This window comes from Bradyrhizobium yuanmingense (assembly GCF_900094575.1).
Taxonomy (GTDB): domain Bacteria; phylum Pseudomonadota; class Alphaproteobacteria; order Rhizobiales; family Xanthobacteraceae; genus Bradyrhizobium; species Bradyrhizobium yuanmingense.
The window spans coordinates 158,857-174,116 of the sequence record NZ_FMAE01000007.1 but is presented as its reverse complement, the minus strand read 5'-3'; the positions used below and the strand labels follow the sequence as shown (position 1 = coordinate 174,116).

Below are 15,260 nucleotides of genomic sequence, written 5' to 3'. Positions count from 1 at the left end.
GACTCTATGATTTCGGAAACTCGTTGAGGAGCTGCGCCCAGATGATCGCGAAGGCGATCAGGCCGCAAATGCCGACGGCAGTGGTGAAGCGCGGCAAACGGCCGATCGCAACCAGCAGCCAAGCCGGCAGGAAGAACGCCCCGAAAACCATGCCCAGCGGAAACACCGCGAGCCATTGAAAGCCGCTGCCGTCCCCGGGCGGAACATTCGCGATGTAATGGAAGGTGTAGAGCCAGAACAGCGTGCCGGCCGCCGCGACGAGAGCAGCGATCTTGCGGAAGTTGAGGGGCGTCGATGCAGTCATGACCTGGCTCATGTTCCTTGGTCGCTGCGGCGCCCCGCCAAGTTCATGACGTCTTGAACCGGACCTGGAACGGGAGCGACCACAGGTCTGGACATTCCCCGGACGAAGCCATGGCCGCCCCTCTCTTGAATACTATCTTCGAATTCGTCGACTTCGTCTTCGATCTCTCCGAGACGATCGATCGCACGAGGCAGCTGAGCAAGCCTGACATCGTCGAGGTGCCGCCGGATCCAAAGCCGCTGCCACCCGCCGCGCGGCGCGCGCTTGCCGAGGCCGAGGATCGTGAGCGCAAGCGAGAGCAGGCCGCTCAGGCCGCCAGCCGTACCGACCAGGCATCGTAGCCGTAGACCTCTCATGGCTCGAACGCGTCGTGGTCCCTCGTCTATGCGGGCCGGAAGCCCGCTCGCGCGAGCGACGCGCGTACCTCGTTCGAGCCGAGTGCGTCGAGAAACGCCTGCACTGCCGGCCGTTGCTTTCGCGCACTCACCACCGCGAAGTCATAATGCTCTTCCGCGAGCGGAATGAAACCGAGGCCGACGGCGTGGGCGACCGGCGCAATGGTCATGCCCCAATCGGCCCGGTGCTGCGCGACGGCCGCCGCCACCGCGTTGTGCGAACGCGGCTGGTTCCAGTAGCCTTCCGGCCGCGCGCCGCCGAGCAGCCGGTCGATCAGGATGCGCGTGCCGGCGCCCTGGTTGCGGTTGACCATGATGCAGGCGGGATCAGCGAGCGCCGCCGCAACGGCGTCCTTTCCACCAAGACCTTCGAAACGTTTGTCGTCCTTGCGGAAGACGATGCCCTGCATCCGCCGCCAGCCTGGCACGAGCTCGAGACCTTCGACGAGATAGGGCGTGTTGTAGGTCTCGCTTCTATCGTCGAACAGGTGGATCGGCGCGAGATCGCATTCGCCACGTTTGGCTGCTGCAAGCCCGCCGAGGCTGCCGACCGCGATCGAGCGCACGGTGAGACCAGCATGCGCGAGCTGTGCGGTGACGAGATCGAGGCCGGTGCAATGGCTGCCGACGATGACGAGATCCGGCACGCGCACATGCGGCGTGAACAGCGTCACCTCGGTCTCGGTGCCGGCCGGCATCTGGTCGGCAAGTGCGTCGATGCGCAGAAAGCCGTCCGCCTGAGCAAAGGACGTGATCGCACCAGACCCCTTGCCGGAGGGATAGGCGATGAGGCCCTCCCTGCCCTCAACCAGCGAGACCATGACGAATTCGGTGCGGCCGAGCTCGGAAGCGATGCGTACCGGCACGGTCGCGTTCACCTTGGCATCGGAGCGCCGCGGCAGTCCGGCCATCCTGCGCAGCACCGGCACGATCATGTCGTGGAAGGTGAACATCGCCGAAGTCGGAAAACCCGGCAGGATCACGACAGGCTTGCCGTCGCACACCGCAAGACACAACGGCTTGCCGGGCTTGAGCGCGACGCCATGGGCGATGATGCCGGGTGCGCCGAGCCGGCTGATGATGCGATGAGAGAGGTCGCCCGCGCCTTTCGACGTGCCGCCCGAGAGCACCAGCATGTCGGCTTCCGCAAGCGCGTTGCGCATGGCGGCTTCGAGCCTGGCTTCGTCGTCCGGAACAGCGCCGAGGAAGACGGCCTCGCCACCGTTTTCGTCGACCGCGGCCGCGACGATGGCGCCATTGGTATCGTAGATCTCGGCGGGCCCGAGCACCTCGCCGGGCTGAACCAGCTCATCGCCGGTGGAGATCACGGCAACCCGCGGCCTGCGCGCGACACCCACCTCGGCGATGCCGCAAGCCGCCAGCATGCCGATCTCGCGCGAGCCGATGATGGTGCCGGCGCGCAGCAGCGCCTCGCCCCGCGCGATGTCGGAGCCGGCATACGAGACGAATTGCCCCGGCGAGACGGCGCGACGGACATCGATCGCATCCTGGCCGGCCGGCTGGGTGTGCTCGACCATCACCACGGCATCGGCGCCGCGCGGCAACGGACCGCCGGTGGCGATCGCCGTTGCGGTTCCGGCCGCCACCTGCAGCGTCGGCGCGGTCCCGCAATGAACGGTCTCGCCATTCAGCGCGAGGCGCACGGGCGCGCCCTCGCCGGCCGCCGCAAGGTCGGCGGAGCGCACGGCAAAGCCGTCGACATTGGAGCGGTCGAACGGCGGCACGTCGATCGTTGCCGTGATATCTTCGGCGAGGGCAGCGCCCAGCGCGGCTGCGAGCTTGCGCGTTTCAGTTCGAAGCGCGCGCGGGAACAAGGCCGCCTCGAAGCGCGCCAAGGCCTCTTCGCGCGACAGGATCTTGAGGAACTGCTCCTGCTCGAGCGCGCTGCGGTCCGGTGATTTCGGGATCATCGTCATGCCAGAACCCTTATCACGCCCGCATCAGATACGCATCGATCGGCGTACCTGCCGCAAATCCCTCGTCGCTGGCGGAAATGAGCAGCCATGCGTCCGCACGGGCGATGGCCTGAAGCGGCCATTCGCCCACGGCAAGCGGCATCCAGGCACGATGTTCCTCAGCCAGCAAAGCGATCTCCGTGATGCCGACGCTGGAGGCGATCTTTCGCGCAAGCGGCAGCGACACTTTTCGACGCGGCCGACGCGCCGACAAACGGTCCGCGAGCGGCAGCGCGAGTGCAAGCCAAGCTGCAAGCGCGGAATCGGGCGAGCCGGGCAAGGCGACGACGGGAACCCGTCCCAGCCGTCCGACCGCAGCGGTGCGTCCCGGCTGCAGCGCAAGGCCGTGCGCCATCACCTCGCCGCGCCGGGCGAGGGCGGCGATGGCGGCGTCCTGGCGGCCGACGCCGCTGCCGCCGATGGTCAGCAGGACATCGCAGGAGGACGCATCGAGCGCATCGGCAATCGACGCTGCATCGCGCGCACGCGCTGGACGCGTTTCCACATCCAGTCCCGCTGTGTGCGCGATCCCGGCAATCGTCTGCGCCGCGACCGTCCCACCCGGCACATTGACTATGCGCAGCCGCGGCCGCCTCACGGCGAGTTTGTCCCCGCCCGCCGCACGCGCCAGCAACAGGTCCGCCGCACGGATGGGATGGCCGGCGTCCCCCACGGCCCTACGCGCGGTGATGTCGCTGCCTGCGCGCCTGACACCCTGCCCCGGCGCGCCCTCTGCGAGCACCTGGGCAAGCGGCCCCGACGTCTCCACGGCGTCGGCATCGAGCACGCAGTCGCATCCCGCCGGCATCGCCTCGCCCGCCTCGACCCATGCAGGAGCCATTGCCAGCGGCACGGGCGAGTAAGCGGACGCCCCGACGAGATCGTTGGCAGATAGCGCCCAACCATCTACGGCCGCAACATCCCGGGAAGGATAGGCGGCAAGCAGCGGCGCACCCGCCGCGATGCAGCCGATTGCGTCCGCCAGCGGCACCTCCATCGGCGCGACGGGATCAACGCCCCGTAGCAGCGCGGCGAGCGCGGTGTCGAGCGGCGTGAGCGAAGGCGGCAGGCGCTGGGTCATGCGCCATGAGGACCATGCATCGTCCGGTTTGGCAACCGCCGGCGGTCCCGGCCTCAACCCTCAGCCGCCCGACCTGTCCGAATTGGGGAAGAACAATTGCTGCCCGTCCACCTTGTAGCCGGCAATCGCCGTCTGCCCCTCCGGCGATGTCAGCCAATCGACGAAGGTCTGCGCGAGGTCCTTCTTCACGTTCGGGAACTTCGCAGGGTTCACCAGCATCACACCATATTGGTTGAGCAGCCGCCGGTCGCCTTCGACGACGATGTCGAGATCGCCGCGATCGCTGAACGCGATCCAGCTGCCGCGATCCGCAAGCACATAGGCATTGGCCGCGCGCGCGGCCCCGAGCGATGCGGCCATGCCGGGCCCGGCCTCGCGATACCAGGCGCCCTTGGCGCTCGCGATGTCGATGCCGGCAACGATCCAAAGCGCGAGCTCCGCGGCATGAGTGCCCGACCGATCGCCACGCGTCACGAACGGCGCGCCTTTGGCTTCGATCGCCTTCAGCGCCGTCGCGATGTCCTTGCCCTTTACGCCCGCGGGATCGCTCTTCGGCCCGATCAGCACATAGTCGCTGTACATCACGTCGTATCGCTTCACGCCAAAGCCGTCGGCGACGAACTTCTCCTCCTGAGGCCGCGCGTGCATCAGCACGACGTCGACCTCACCCCGCCGCGCCCCATCGAGCACTTCGTCGGCGCGCCGCGCGATCACGGTGACGTCGATGCCGGTCTTGTCGCGGAAGATCGGCAGCAGATAGTCGAGCAGCCCGGATTCCTGCGTCGCCGTCGTCGAAGCGAGGACAATGCTGCGGTCCTCCGCGGCCGAAGCCGCAACGCCTGCGGCAAGGCCGCAGAGAAGCGCAAGTGCAACGGACAGGCGGCCCATGATCGGATTCCCTCAGGTTTGACGCCGTCATGATGATGATCGATTGCGCCGCACTCGTGACGCGTTTTGCGCTGCCGGCCGGGAAATTTCGGCAAGTTCATCGCGGCGCACCGGGCGCGCGATCTCTTTAGGATCGTTCACCAAAGCAGAGATCGCGCGTGCGGATGTGTTGCAAAGCAGCGAGATGATCGGGCATGGTTCCCTGCGACAAATATCTGAAATGCAGAATTCCACCTGCGTCGGACGTCAAAAAGAAGCAAGAATTTGCATAGGAATGCAGGATGGAATTCCTGACCACCAGCGAAGCCGCCGATTACCTTCGGCTCGGCGAACGCAAGCTTTACGAGCTCGTCACCACCGGTGCGATCCCCTGCAGCAAGGTGACGGGGAAATGGCTGTTCCCACGGCACGAGCTCGACCTCTGGGTCCTGTCGGGCCTCGCGCGCCCGGCCGGCATGTTGATCGCCGAGCCGCCGCCGGTCGTGGGCGGCAGCCACGACGAACTGCTCGATTGGAGCCTGCGCGAGTCCGGCTCCGGGCTCGGATCGATGAGCGAGGGCAGCGCGCGCGGGCTCGAGCGCTTGCAGCGCAATGAGGTGATGGCTGCGGCGGTGCACTTCCACGCGCTCGACGCCGGCGACAATTTCTCTAGCGATGCCAGCATCGAAGCGCTGCGGACCACGCCGGACCTGCATGATGCGGTGCTGATCGCGTTCGTGCGCCGCGAAGAGGGTCTCCTGCTGCCGCACGGCAATCCCAAGCACCTGCACAGCCTGACCGACGTGCTCGCAGCCGGGGCCCGGATGGCGATGCGGCAACAGGGCACGGGCGCGCAGATGCTGCTCGACGTGCTGCTCAAGCGCGCCGGCGCCTCGATGCGGGACTTGCGCCGGATCGAGACGCCGGCGCTGACCGGCCCGGATCTGGCCGAGCTGGTTCGCGCCGGCCAGGCCGATTGCGGCATCGCGACGCGCGCCGCGGCGCGCTCGGCCGGTCTCGATTTCGTGCCGCTGGTCTGGGAGAATTTCGACCTCGCGATGCGGCAGCGCAGCTATTTCCGCCCCGCCATGCAGGCCTTGCTCCGCTTCCTGAACGAGCGGCGGCTGCGCCAGCGCGCGGAGGAGCTGACCGGCTACGATCCCTCCCCCGCAGGACAGATCCGCTTCGCAGCCTGACATTGACGCCAGCCCCCTAATAGTTGCAAAAGAAACCAATTCGACCGGGCCATACCCGGACAAGTAACACCGGCCAATGAGCCGGATCAGGGAGGACAAGCGTGAACCCAATCAGATTTGGAGTGCCCGTCGCGGCCGCCTTGCTGGCGACCCTGCTGTCCGGCGCGGCGTCGGCGCAGGTTTCTGACGACGTCGTCAAGATCGGCGTGCTCACCGACATGAACGGCCCGGCCTCGGCGCCGACCGGCCAGGGCTCGGTGACCGCGGCGCAAATGGCAATCGACGATTTCGGCGGCAAGGTGCTCGGCAAGCCGATCAGCGTCGTGATCGGCGACCACCAACTCAAGGCCGACATCGGCGCTTCGCTGGCGCGGCGCTGGTTCGACGTCGAGCAGGTCGATCTGATCGTGGACGTGCCCGTCTCGGCGGTCGGGCTCGCGGTGCAGACCATCGCCAACGAGAAGAAGCGGCTGTTCATCACCCACTCCACCGGCACCGCCGATTTCCACGGCAAGTTCTGCTCGCCTTACGCCATCCAATGGGTGTTCGACACCCGCGCGCTCGCGGTCGGCACCGCGGACGCCGTGGTCAAGCGCGGCGGCGACAGCTGGTTCTTCATCACCGACGATTACGCCTTCGGCCATTCGCTGGAGCGCGACGCTTCCGCCGTCGTCACCGCCAATGGCGGCAAGGTGCTGGGCTCGGTGCGGCCGCCGCTGGCAACACCCGATCTCTCCTCCTTCGTGTTGCAGGCGCAGGCCTCCAAGGCCAAGATCATCGGCATTGCCGCCGGTCCCCCCAACAACATGAACGAGATCAAGACCGGCGCCGAGTTCGGCGTGTTCAAGGGCGGCCAGCAGATGGCGGCGCTGCTCGCGCTGATCACCGACATCCACGGCATCGGCCTACAGGCGGCGCAAGGCCTGCTGCTGACCACCTCGTTCTACTGGGACATGGACGACAAGACGCGCGAATGGTCGAAGCGCTATTTCGCCAAGATGAACCGGATGCCGTCGATGTGGCAGGCCGGCGTCTATTCCAGCGTGATGCACTATCTCAACGCCATCCAGGAGACCGGCAGCGACGATCCGCTGAAAGTGGCGGCCAAGATGCGCGAGAAGCCGATCGAGGATTTCTTCGCCCGCAACGGCAAGCTGCGCGAAGACAATCTGATGGTGCACGATCTCTGGCTGGTGCAGGTGAAGACGCCGGAGGAGAGCAAATATCCGTGGGACTATTACAAGATCCTCACGACTATTTCCGGCGACAAGGCGTTCGGCCCGCCGGACCCGGCCTGCCCGCTGGTGAAGAAGTGAGATTGGCGAATATGAGGCCGCGATGACGGTGTACCCTCTCCCCTTGTGGGAGAGGGTGGATTCGCGAAGCGAAGCCGGGTGAGGGGTTCTCACCGCGAGCCCAAGTCTCATTTGAATGCGCGGAGACAACCCCTCATCCGGCGCTTCGCGCCACCTTCTCCCACAAGCGGAGAAGGGAAGTAAGAGAGCTACTTCACCACCCCTATCTCGCGAAAATACTTCATCACGCCCGGATGGATCAGCTCCGGCCTCGGCGCGGCCGCGACCGTGTTCGCGGCGGTGGTCTCGCAGGCCTGGGCGAGCTTCTTGCAGAACGTCGCCTCATTGCCGTGCAGCGTCTTGGCGAGGCGGTAGGCGACGTCGTCGGGCAGATCCTCGCGCGTGAGGATGAAGCTCCAGGAACCGAGCGAGGCGATCGGCTCGGTCTGCTTCGGGTAGGAGCCGGCCGGCACGGTCAGCGGCTTGAGGAACGCATGTTTGGCGCGGATGCGGGCGATCTCGTCCGCACTCGGCGCGATGAAGCGCGCGCCTGATGCGCTCGCGGCGACCGCGGCAAAGCCGGGCCAGCCGATGCCGGCGCCCCAGAGCGCAGCGACGCGGCCGTCCTCGACCATCGCGGGGCCGTCGCCGGCGCGGTCGAGATAGACAGCCTTGAAGTCCTCGTCCTGCTTGAGGCCGAGACCATCGAGCACATAGCGCGCCAGGATCGGCAGGCCGGAGCCCCTGGCACCGAATGCGACGGGCTGACCGACGAGATCGCGGATGGTCGTGTAGGGGCTGTCGGCGCGCACCACGAACATGCCGGGGTTGGAATAGATCGCGGTGAGGATCTTCAGCGCTACCTTCGCACGGCCGATGCCGGCGAAAGCCTCGTAGGCCGGCTCGCCCGCAACCAGTGCGAGATCGAGCTCACCCTTCTCTAGAAGCGGAATGTTCTCGTTGCTGCCCTTGGTGTTGCGCGGGGCGATGATGATTTGCGGATCGGCCGCGTTCATTACCTCCGCGAAGGCGTTGCCATAGAGCGGGAAGCCGCCGCCGGGCGTCGCTGTTCCCAAGCTGATCGTCGTGGTCGGAATGACCGTGCCTCCGGTCTGGGCGGCGGCGGGGCTGGCGAGCAGCGCCGCACCGAGAAGGATCATCGCGAATCTCATGGTCGTCCCTGACGGGCCTGCGTCAACACCGACTTGCGGGGATGTAGGCAGCCGCCGGTTTTTATGAAAGCATGCCGCGCAACGACAATAGAACAATGGGAGGTGTCATGTTGCGAATTTTGCGTCACGGTGTTTTCGGGCTCGCAGTCCTGTTGGGTCTTTTCAGCGCCACCCCTCCCGCCGCCGCAGCCTATCCCGATCGTCCCGTACACTGGCTGATCGGCTTTTCCCCCGGCGGCCCGGTCGACATCGTGGCGCGGATCATGGCGCAGTGGCTGTCGGAGCGGCTCGGCCAGCAATTCATCGTCGAGAACCGCACCGGCTCCGGCGGCAACATCGCAGCTGCCGCTGCGATCAACGCCCCGCCGGACGGCTACACGCTGCTGTTCGTCGCGCCCAACAACGCGATCTCGACCTCGCTCTACAAGAAGCTGCCGTTCGACTTTTTGCGCGACACCACCCCGGTTGCGAGCATCATGCAGCTCACCAACATGCTGGTCGTCTCCAACGCGTTTCCGCCGAAATCGGTTCAGGAGTTCATCGATTATTGCAAGGCCAATCCCGGCAAGACCTCCTATGCCTCCTCCGGCAACGGCACCTCGGTGCACATGTCGGCCGAGCTGTTCAAGGTCATGACCAAGTGCGACATGGTGCACGTGCCCTATCGCGGCTCGGCCATCGCCTTCCCCGACATCATCTCCAACAAGGTGCAGCTGATCTTCGACAATCTGCCCTCGGCGATGGAGCAGGTGAAGGGCGGCAACGTCCGCGCGCTGGGCGTGACCTCGCCGCAGCGCTGGCCGAGCGTGCCCGACGTGCCCGCGATCGCCGAGACCGTGCCAGGCTTCGAATCGGTCGGCTTCTACGGCATCTCCGCGCCGAAGGGCACTCCGCCTGAGGTGATCGAGATCCTCAACAAAGCCGTCGGCGAAGCGCTGAAGGACCCGAAGCTGGTGGCAAAGCTCGCCGAGACTGGCGGCATCCCCAAGCCGATGACGCCGGCCGAGTTCGGCAAGCTGGTCGCGGACGAGACCGCGAAGTGGCGCAAGGTGGTCGAGTTCGCCGGGGTCTCGGTGGACTAGGCAGCGGCCGTGCCGCCGAGCTCGCCCGCACCGCATCTGAGGGGGCCAAAAGGCCCTCTCAGACAAAGTTTGCGAAAACAACCCCATGCACAGTAGACGAGACCAGTGTTTTCAATGGGTTACCACCCACGTCGAAAAAACCTGCGAAAACGCGGTTTGCTTCGTCGGGCAAAACAGGGTTATACAGGCATCATCGCCAATTTCGGTTATTCGAAATTTTTCAATGATGCCGTGCCGGCGTTCCCATCCACCAGCGCCAGCATTGCACCCCCGCCTCAGGCCCTGTAAACGAACCGCGCACCGTTGCCGGCCGCGCTACCTGCGGCCGCCTTGCGGCGGGGCCTGTAGCTCAATGGTTAGAGCCGGCCGCTCATAACGGTCTGGTTGCAGGTTCGAGTCCTGCCGGGCCCACCAGTCAAAATCAGCGGGTTACCAGATCTCCGTTGCCGTTCGTCAGTTCACCGCACCAGAAACGTCTCGTTTCTGTCTCCATGGACATACATTGGCAATCGGCAAGCTACAGCTTCACAGGCGGCCTCGTCACAATTTCTCCGCGTGATCGTAGATGTGGCGGCCCTTTCGCACGAAAAAGCTATGCAGCATGCAAATGTCCGCGCAGCAGCGCTTCTACACTGGCTGCGATCTCCACCAGGCGCCGGTCGGCGTTTCTACGACCGATCAGCATCAGGCCGACGGGAAGGCCATCGAGGGGCAACGGTAGGGAAATCGATGGGCAGTCGAGCAGGTTAGCGACGCGCGGATTGCGCAGGACGAGGCCATTGAGCTCATGGAATGCCGCATCCTCCGCAACGGAGGAAATCAACGGCGCTCGGACTGGCGTCGTCGGCAGGACGAACACCTCGTTGTTGCTGAAATACTGGTCGAACGAGCGGATGGCCGCCTGCCGGAGCCGCATCATGCACACATAGTCCGTGCCGAGAATGCCGGCGCCGGCCTCGATGCGGACGCGCGTCCGAGGATCGATCCCGTCCAGTTCCGAGAGACCCAAACCGCGCAGCGTCGCGCCGACCTCGATCGACGGGAAGGTGCCGATCTTGTCGATCTGGGCGACGTCATCGAGCGCAGCCTCGATGGATCCATCCTTGATCTGCAAGCCGCCTGATCGCAGCCGCTCCATGGCGTTCTCGAACGCGGCGAGCACCTCGGGTTCGCATCGATCGAACAAGCGCCCGCGGGCAATGATCAGGCGGAACGTGCCGGGGGATGCGGACTTCAACCGCGACGGCGTGCTTTCGCCTGAAAGCACCTGATCAGCCACGAAGCACTCTTCGACGTTCGCGGCGATTGGACCGATCGTGTCGAGGCTCGAAGATAGTGAGAATGCGCCGGCGGTCGGCACGAAACCGCTGGTCGGCTTGAAGCCGACCGCGCCCGACAGTGCGGCCGGGATTCGCAGGGAGCCGCCGGTGTCGCTGCCGATGGCGATGTCGGCCATGCCGCCAATTACGGACACGACAGCGCCCGCTGACGAGCCTCCCGGAACACGGCTGCGGTCTCGAGGATTGCCCGGCATCCCGTCGTGTGGGTTCGTACCCAACGCGGAGAAGGCGAATTCCGTCATCTGCGTCTTGCCGATGACGATGGCACCCGCAGCCCGCAACCGCTTGACGACCTCGGCGTCTTCAACGGCCGGTGGCAGTCGGCGCAGGACAGCCGAGCCCGAGCTCGTGACGGTGCCGGCGACGTCGAACAACGCCTTCACCGAAATAATACAACCATCGAGCGGACCGCGAGACGCTCCGGCAGCGGCGCGACGCTCCGCAGCTTCGGCCTCCCAGCGGGCGCTATCCGCAAAGACGGCCGTGAAGACGTTCGTCGCTTCCGGCGAATGGATCCGCGCAAGTGCCGCCTCCAACCGTGCGACGGCCGAAGGGTGCGATGGATCCTTTGTTGCTGTCATGACACGCGCCGGGCAGAAAGTTCAGGAGACGACCGGAAGAACGTCGATGTCGTAGCCATGGGTCAGGGACCGGTTCAGGACCGGGTCCTTCAGCTCCATCTCAAAACGCGTCCCCGGCCGAATGCCGCCGATCGCGCCCGGCGTTCCGCAGAACATCAGCGTGCCGGCTGGTAGCATGTCCGTGCCGGTGTAGCGACGAATGAGGTCGCGTGGTGTCCTGAGCGAGGACACCGGGCTGTCCTGATACAGCACCCGATTCCCGTCGATTGTTGCCCACGAACGAAGGACCAGCTCATCCCAATGAGCCTCGACATCGGCATAGGACCAGAGCTGTGCGCCGATCGGCTTGCCGCAGAGTTGCTTCGAAAGAGCAATGCCCGACGCTTCGGCCTTGCGGTCGGTATGATCGGATCCGATGCCGATCCATAGCCCGTCAGCCATTGCGACAATGACAGGCTCGACTTCGCCGGAACTGTCCGGGCCAAGGACGGTCAGGTTGCTGTCCTGGGTCAAGGTCTGCGTGGCGACGCGGTAATAGAGCGGTGTCGTTGAGGGGCGCGCAATGCCGAGCGCAGCGAGCTCCTCGACATGGTGCTCGATCGCCGCCGCATCCCTGCCCGCCCAGCCGGCGATGACAAGAGAATGGATCTCGATCCCGACCCGGTCGGTCCGGTCCTTTGCGAGGCGGTCAAATTGCAGCAACATGGAATTCCCTATCCTTGGTCGATGTATCCAGGATTTCGCCACGCTCGATCTGCAGCGTCCTGTCGGCGATGCGGTCGAGCAGCGCGGGCGAGGATTCGGTGATCAGCATGGCAAGCTCGGGTCGATGCTTGCGCAATTCGCCGAGTGTCCGCGCATAGTCGAGCGCGAGGGCCGGTGCCAGACCCTGAAACGGCTCGTCGAGCAGCAGGACCTTGCGTGCCACCGTCAGTGCGCGCCCCAGCGCGACCATCTTGCCCTGCCCTCCGGAAACGCCGCCGGCCGGCCGGGACCGCATCACGTGCAATTCGGGCAACAGCTGGTAGATCTCGTCAAGCCTGCGTGCGACCTCGGCGCGGTCGAGCTTCAGCGCCAGGGCCGGGAGGCGGATGTTCTCCTCCACGCTCAGCTCCGGAATCAGGCGCCGGTCCTCCGGCGCATAACCAATCCCGGCGCGGGCGCGGGTGTAGGCAGGCCTGCTGCCGAGATCGTCAGCATCGAGGCGGACAGAGCCCTGGTCCATCGCGATGAGGCCCATGATTGCGCGAAGGGTCGTGGTCTTGCCGGCGCCGTTGCGCCCGATCAACACCGTCGTCTTGCGCGCGATGATCTCGCAACTGACGCCGCGCAGCACACGAACGCCCTCGATCGAGACGCTGACCTTGTCGAGCCGGAGCATCAGGCCACCCCTACGACACGTTGGCGCACTTGCGCATTGCTGAACACCTCGTCGGGCCGGCCCTCGGCCATGATGTTCCCGGCGTTCCACACCAGGACGCGGCTGGCGTAGCGCGCGACCACGTCCATGTCGTGCTCCACGAACAGTGCGGTGATGCGGCGCTGGCGCAGCGCCGCCATCAGTGCCTCCATCAACGGGAATCGTTCGAGGGCGCTCACACCACTGGTCGGTTCGTCGAGCAGCAGCAGCCGCGGCTTGAGCGCCAACGCAACCGCGATATCCAGCAGCTTGCGATGCCCTTCCGGAAGGGTGCTGCTGATCCGGTCGGCATCGTCGGCGAGGCCGACGAGATCGAGCAGCGCCCTTGCTTCGTCGCGCCGCCGCGCCGTCTCGAGCGGCTGCACCGCGCTCCACAGACCATCGGTCCCCGCCAGGGCCAGCATCATGTTGTCGATCACGCGCTGTGCGGAGAAGAGCTGTGGGATCTGGAAAGCGCGGGCGACGCCGCGGCGGGCGATGGCACGCGGCGAGAGACGGGTGATGTCGTGGCCGTCGAGCAGCACGTTGCCCGATCTCGGGCGGATGTAGCCCGTGCAGATGTTGAGCAGCGTCGTCTTGCCCGACCCGTTCGGACCGATGATCGCGAGGAACTCGCCGTCATGGATCGCGATGCTGACATCGTCGGCGGCCTTGACGCCGTTGAATGAGACGTGAAGGCTCCTGGCTTCCAGGATGGGATGGGTCATAGGCCCGTCGCCTCCTTGCGCGCGAACAATCCATAGATCCCCTTCGGCATGAACATGATCACGATGATCAGCGCCATGCCCACGATCAAGTTCCAGGAATCCGTGACCGTCACGGCCGCGCTGTGCAGCAATTCCAGGAACAGGGCACCGATGAACGCGCCCGGCACGCCGCCGATGCCGCCGAGCACGGCGATCAGCACGAGGTGACCGGATGCGGTCCAGAACGCGAAATCCGGGACCACACGACCGATCGCAAAGCCCGCGATCGCGCCGCCAAGGCCGGCGAGCGCCGCCGACACGACATAGGCGATCAGCAGGACCGCCCAGACCGGAATGCCCAGATATTCGAGCCGGATCTCGTTGGTATGGACGGCCGAAAGAGCATGGCCGAGCGGGCTGTTGAGGTAGCGCTGCACGGCCAGACCGACCAGCACCATCAGCCCCAGGCTGAGATAGAACAGCACGCTCTTGAAGGCCGGCTCGCCAAGGACAACGCCGAACACGGCCGGGACCGGCACCGGCTTGCCGTCGGTCCCGCCGGTGACGCCGTACAGCTTGGCGCACAGCGCATAGAACACCATGGAGACCGCAAGATTCAACATCGCGAAGAAGATCGCGCGATAGCGGACGAGAAACGATCCGGCCACGGCGCCCACGAGCGCCCCGCCCAGCACCGAGAGGATCAATAGCAGCCCAAGGTCGTTGACGCCGGCGCGCGCCAGGAACGCGACCGCATAGGCACTCGCGGCAAAGAACATCGCATGGCCGATTGAGATCAGGCCCGCGCGGAGCAGCACGGCGACGCCGAGCGCCGCAAACCCCTTGGCGATCGCAAGCGTCAACACGAATTGCAGCCAGGGCGCGGCCACGGGCAGCAGCGCGATGACGAGGACCGCCGCGGCGGCGATGATCGTTGGCATCATATCCTCCGCGCCGTCACCGATCCGAACAGGCCGTAGGGGCGGATCAGGAGAACGATGAGCATCGCCGCATAGGGCGCAACCGCATCCAGCGACGGCACAAGATAGATCGCGAGCACACGCGCCAGCCCGACGATCAGCGAAGCCAAGGCGGCGCCCTCGATCTGTCCGAGTCCCCCGATCGCCGCGACCGCAAAGGCGAGCACCATGGTGTCGGCGCCGAGGCCCGGCGCGATACCCGAGGTCGGCGTTGCCAGCGCGCCGCCCAATGCCGCGAGGAACACGCCGAGCGAAAACGCCACGATGAAGATCCGGTTGGTATCGATCCCGATCGACTGCGCCATTTCGCGATCGGTGACGACGGCCGTGATCAGGCGCCCCAGCCGGGTGTGATTGATCAGGAGCCGCAGGCCGACGACGACGAGGAGCGCCATGGCGATCAGGAGGATCTGGTAGTTGAGATAGACGACACCGCCGACACTCGTGGTGCCGAGCAATCGCATCGGCGCGTCTTCGTAGAAGGACTGGACGCCGAAGACCACGCGCTGAAGGTCCTCCAGAATGAGGAACAGTCCGAACGTGATCAGGATCTGCACGGCTTCCGATTTGCCATAGGTCCAGCGAACCAAGCCGCGTTCGATCAGCGGACCGAATATCGCCGCCACGCACACGGCGCTGAACAGCAGCGCCAGGAACGACAAATACGGGTTGAGCTGCCGGCTCGCGATGAACAGGCAGATCGAGGCCGCCACATAGCCACCAATCGAATACAGGCTGCCATGGGCGACGTTGAGGACGCGCAGCACGCTGAACACCAGCGTCAGGCCGACCGCCGCGAAGAAGATCAACGCGGCGCTCGCCAGACTGTCCAGCAGCAGGGGAATGATTGCATTCGACATCGGCCTTCGCCCTCAGGTGAACATC

15 protein-coding genes and 1 tRNA gene are annotated in these 15,260 nt (G+C 65.6%); 5 read left to right on the top strand and 11 right to left on the bottom strand.

Annotation, left to right across the window (positions count from 1 at the left end):
- Positions 1-4: 4 nt before the first annotated feature.
- Positions 5-304 carry a hypothetical protein gene (locus GA0061099_RS25415; protein WP_036011456.1) on the bottom strand — a complete coding sequence of 100 codons (300 nt, stop codon included), beginning with the start codon at positions 302-304 and terminating at the stop codon, positions 5-7.
- 110 nt (positions 305-414) lie between these two features.
- Between GA0061099_RS25415 and GA0061099_RS25410 the strand changes: the two genes are divergently transcribed.
- The gene (locus tag GA0061099_RS25410) at positions 415-645 is read left to right on the top strand and encodes a hypothetical protein (protein WP_036011421.1); all 231 of its coding nucleotides are present in this window, start codon (positions 415-417) and stop codon (positions 643-645) included.
- A 41-nt stretch (positions 646-686) separates the two neighbouring features.
- Here the strand turns inward: GA0061099_RS25410 and GA0061099_RS25405 are convergent, their stop codons facing one another.
- From GA0061099_RS25405 to GA0061099_RS25395, 3 genes are read right to left on the bottom strand one after another with little or no spacing between them, the layout of a single operon-like run.
- Positions 687-2,636 carry a molybdopterin biosynthesis protein gene (locus GA0061099_RS25405; protein WP_036026617.1) on the bottom strand — a complete coding sequence of 650 codons (1,950 nt, stop codon included), beginning with the start codon at positions 2,634-2,636 and terminating at the stop codon, positions 687-689.
- A 13-nt stretch (positions 2,637-2,649) separates the two neighbouring features.
- On the bottom strand, positions 2,650-3,756 hold the full coding sequence (locus GA0061099_RS25400) for a molybdopterin-binding protein (protein ID WP_036026618.1): 1,107 nt from the start codon (positions 3,754-3,756) through the stop codon (positions 2,650-2,652).
- Between the two features lie 60 nt (positions 3,757-3,816).
- The gene (locus GA0061099_RS25395; protein WP_036026620.1) at positions 3,817-4,644 is read right to left on the bottom strand and encodes an ABC transporter substrate-binding protein; all 828 of its coding nucleotides are present in this window, start codon (positions 4,642-4,644) and stop codon (positions 3,817-3,819) included.
- A 281-nt stretch (positions 4,645-4,925) separates the two neighbouring features.
- On the opposite strand from GA0061099_RS25395, the gene GA0061099_RS25390 reads away from it, so the two are divergent.
- Both GA0061099_RS25390 and GA0061099_RS25385 read left to right on the top strand, forming a co-directional pair.
- Positions 4,926-5,819 carry a helix-turn-helix transcriptional regulator gene (locus GA0061099_RS25390; protein WP_036011436.1) on the top strand — a complete coding sequence of 298 codons (894 nt, stop codon included), beginning with the start codon at positions 4,926-4,928 and terminating at the stop codon, positions 5,817-5,819.
- A gap of 101 nt (positions 5,820-5,920) precedes the next feature.
- Positions 5,921-7,135 (top strand): ABC transporter substrate-binding protein, encoded by a 1,215-nt coding sequence (locus tag GA0061099_RS25385; RefSeq protein WP_036026621.1) that lies wholly within the window; start codon positions 5,921-5,923, stop codon positions 7,133-7,135.
- Between the two features lie 188 nt (positions 7,136-7,323).
- Here GA0061099_RS25385 and GA0061099_RS25380 read toward each other — a convergent pair whose 3' ends face one another.
- The gene (locus GA0061099_RS25380) at positions 7,324-8,286 is read right to left on the bottom strand and encodes a TAXI family TRAP transporter solute-binding subunit (protein WP_036026623.1); all 963 of its coding nucleotides are present in this window, start codon (positions 8,284-8,286) and stop codon (positions 7,324-7,326) included.
- A 107-nt stretch (positions 8,287-8,393) separates the two neighbouring features.
- On the opposite strand from GA0061099_RS25380, the gene GA0061099_RS25375 reads away from it, so the two are divergent.
- On the top strand, positions 8,394-9,368 hold the full coding sequence (locus tag GA0061099_RS25375) for a Bug family tripartite tricarboxylate transporter substrate binding protein (RefSeq protein ID WP_036026625.1): 975 nt from the start codon (positions 8,394-8,396) through the stop codon (positions 9,366-9,368).
- Positions 9,369-9,706: 338 nt separating this feature from the next.
- Positions 9,707-9,782: transfer RNA gene (locus tag GA0061099_RS25370), tRNA-Ile, on the top strand.
- A 178-nt stretch (positions 9,783-9,960) separates the two neighbouring features.
- Here GA0061099_RS25370 and GA0061099_RS25365 read toward each other — a convergent pair.
- From GA0061099_RS25365 to GA0061099_RS25340, 6 genes are read right to left on the bottom strand one after another with little or no spacing between them, the layout of a single operon-like run.
- Complete coding sequence (locus GA0061099_RS25365) at positions 9,961-11,289, bottom strand: amidase family protein (protein ID WP_036026626.1); 1,329 nt, start codon at positions 11,287-11,289, stop codon at positions 9,961-9,963.
- Between the two features lie 21 nt (positions 11,290-11,310).
- Entirely contained in the window at positions 11,311-11,994 is a 684-nt protein-coding gene (locus tag GA0061099_RS25360) for a DUF2848 domain-containing protein (RefSeq protein ID WP_050995984.1), read from the bottom strand.
- Positions 11,978-12,670, bottom strand: coding sequence for an ABC transporter ATP-binding protein (locus GA0061099_RS25355; RefSeq protein WP_036026628.1), 693 nt, complete (start codon positions 12,668-12,670; stop codon positions 11,978-11,980). The genes GA0061099_RS25360 and GA0061099_RS25355 overlap by 17 nt, the downstream gene beginning before the upstream one ends.
- On the bottom strand, positions 12,670-13,416 hold the full coding sequence (locus GA0061099_RS25350) for an ABC transporter ATP-binding protein (protein WP_036026630.1): 747 nt from the start codon (positions 13,414-13,416) through the stop codon (positions 12,670-12,672). The genes GA0061099_RS25355 and GA0061099_RS25350 overlap by 1 nt, the downstream gene beginning before the upstream one ends.
- Positions 13,413-14,336, bottom strand: a complete 924-nt coding sequence (locus GA0061099_RS25345; RefSeq protein ID WP_036026654.1) for a branched-chain amino acid ABC transporter permease — start codon at positions 14,334-14,336, stop codon at positions 13,413-13,415. The genes GA0061099_RS25350 and GA0061099_RS25345 overlap by 4 nt, the downstream gene beginning before the upstream one ends.
- A complete protein-coding gene (locus tag GA0061099_RS25340; protein WP_036026632.1) occupies positions 14,336-15,235 on the bottom strand; it encodes a branched-chain amino acid ABC transporter permease in 900 nt (299 codons plus the stop codon). The genes GA0061099_RS25345 and GA0061099_RS25340 overlap by 1 nt, the downstream gene beginning before the upstream one ends.
- Positions 15,236-15,260 lie beyond the last annotated feature (25 nt).

Excerpts from the sequence above, each read along its gene's own strand:
- GA0061099_RS25415 (WP_036011456.1), bottom strand. The coding sequence starts at position 304 with ATGACTGCATCGACGCCCCTCAACTTCCGCAAGATCGCTGCTCTCGTC.
- GA0061099_RS25410 (WP_036011421.1), top strand. The coding sequence starts at position 415 with ATGGCCGCCCCTCTCTTGAATACTATCTTCGAATTCGTCGACTTCGTC.
- GA0061099_RS25405 (WP_036026617.1), bottom strand. The coding sequence starts at position 2,636 with ATGACGATGATCCCGAAATCACCGGACCGCAGCGCGCTCGAGCAGGAG.
- GA0061099_RS25400 (WP_036026618.1), bottom strand. The coding sequence starts at position 3,756 with ATGACCCAGCGCCTGCCGCCTTCGCTCACGCCGCTCGACACCGCGCTC.
- GA0061099_RS25395 (WP_036026620.1), bottom strand. The coding sequence starts at position 4,644 with ATGGGCCGCCTGTCCGTTGCACTTGCGCTTCTCTGCGGCCTTGCCGCA.
- GA0061099_RS25390 (WP_036011436.1), top strand. The coding sequence starts at position 4,926 with ATGGAATTCCTGACCACCAGCGAAGCCGCCGATTACCTTCGGCTCGGC.
- GA0061099_RS25380 (WP_036026623.1), bottom strand. The coding sequence starts at position 8,286 with ATGAGATTCGCGATGATCCTTCTCGGTGCGGCGCTGCTCGCCAGCCCC.
- GA0061099_RS25375 (WP_036026625.1), top strand. The coding sequence starts at position 8,394 with ATGTTGCGAATTTTGCGTCACGGTGTTTTCGGGCTCGCAGTCCTGTTG.
- GA0061099_RS25365 (WP_036026626.1), bottom strand. The coding sequence starts at position 11,289 with ATGACAGCAACAAAGGATCCATCGCACCCTTCGGCCGTCGCACGGTTG.
- GA0061099_RS25360 (WP_050995984.1), bottom strand. The coding sequence starts at position 11,994 with ATGTTGCTGCAATTTGACCGCCTCGCAAAGGACCGGACCGACCGGGTC.
- GA0061099_RS25355 (WP_036026628.1), bottom strand. The coding sequence starts at position 12,670 with ATGCTCCGGCTCGACAAGGTCAGCGTCTCGATCGAGGGCGTTCGTGTG.
- GA0061099_RS25350 (WP_036026630.1), bottom strand. The coding sequence starts at position 13,416 with ATGACCCATCCCATCCTGGAAGCCAGGAGCCTTCACGTCTCATTCAAC.
- GA0061099_RS25345 (WP_036026654.1), bottom strand. The coding sequence starts at position 14,336 with ATGCCAACGATCATCGCCGCCGCGGCGGTCCTCGTCATCGCGCTGCTG.
- GA0061099_RS25340 (WP_036026632.1), bottom strand. The coding sequence starts at position 15,235 with ATGTCGAATGCAATCATTCCCCTGCTGCTGGACAGTCTGGCGAGCGCC.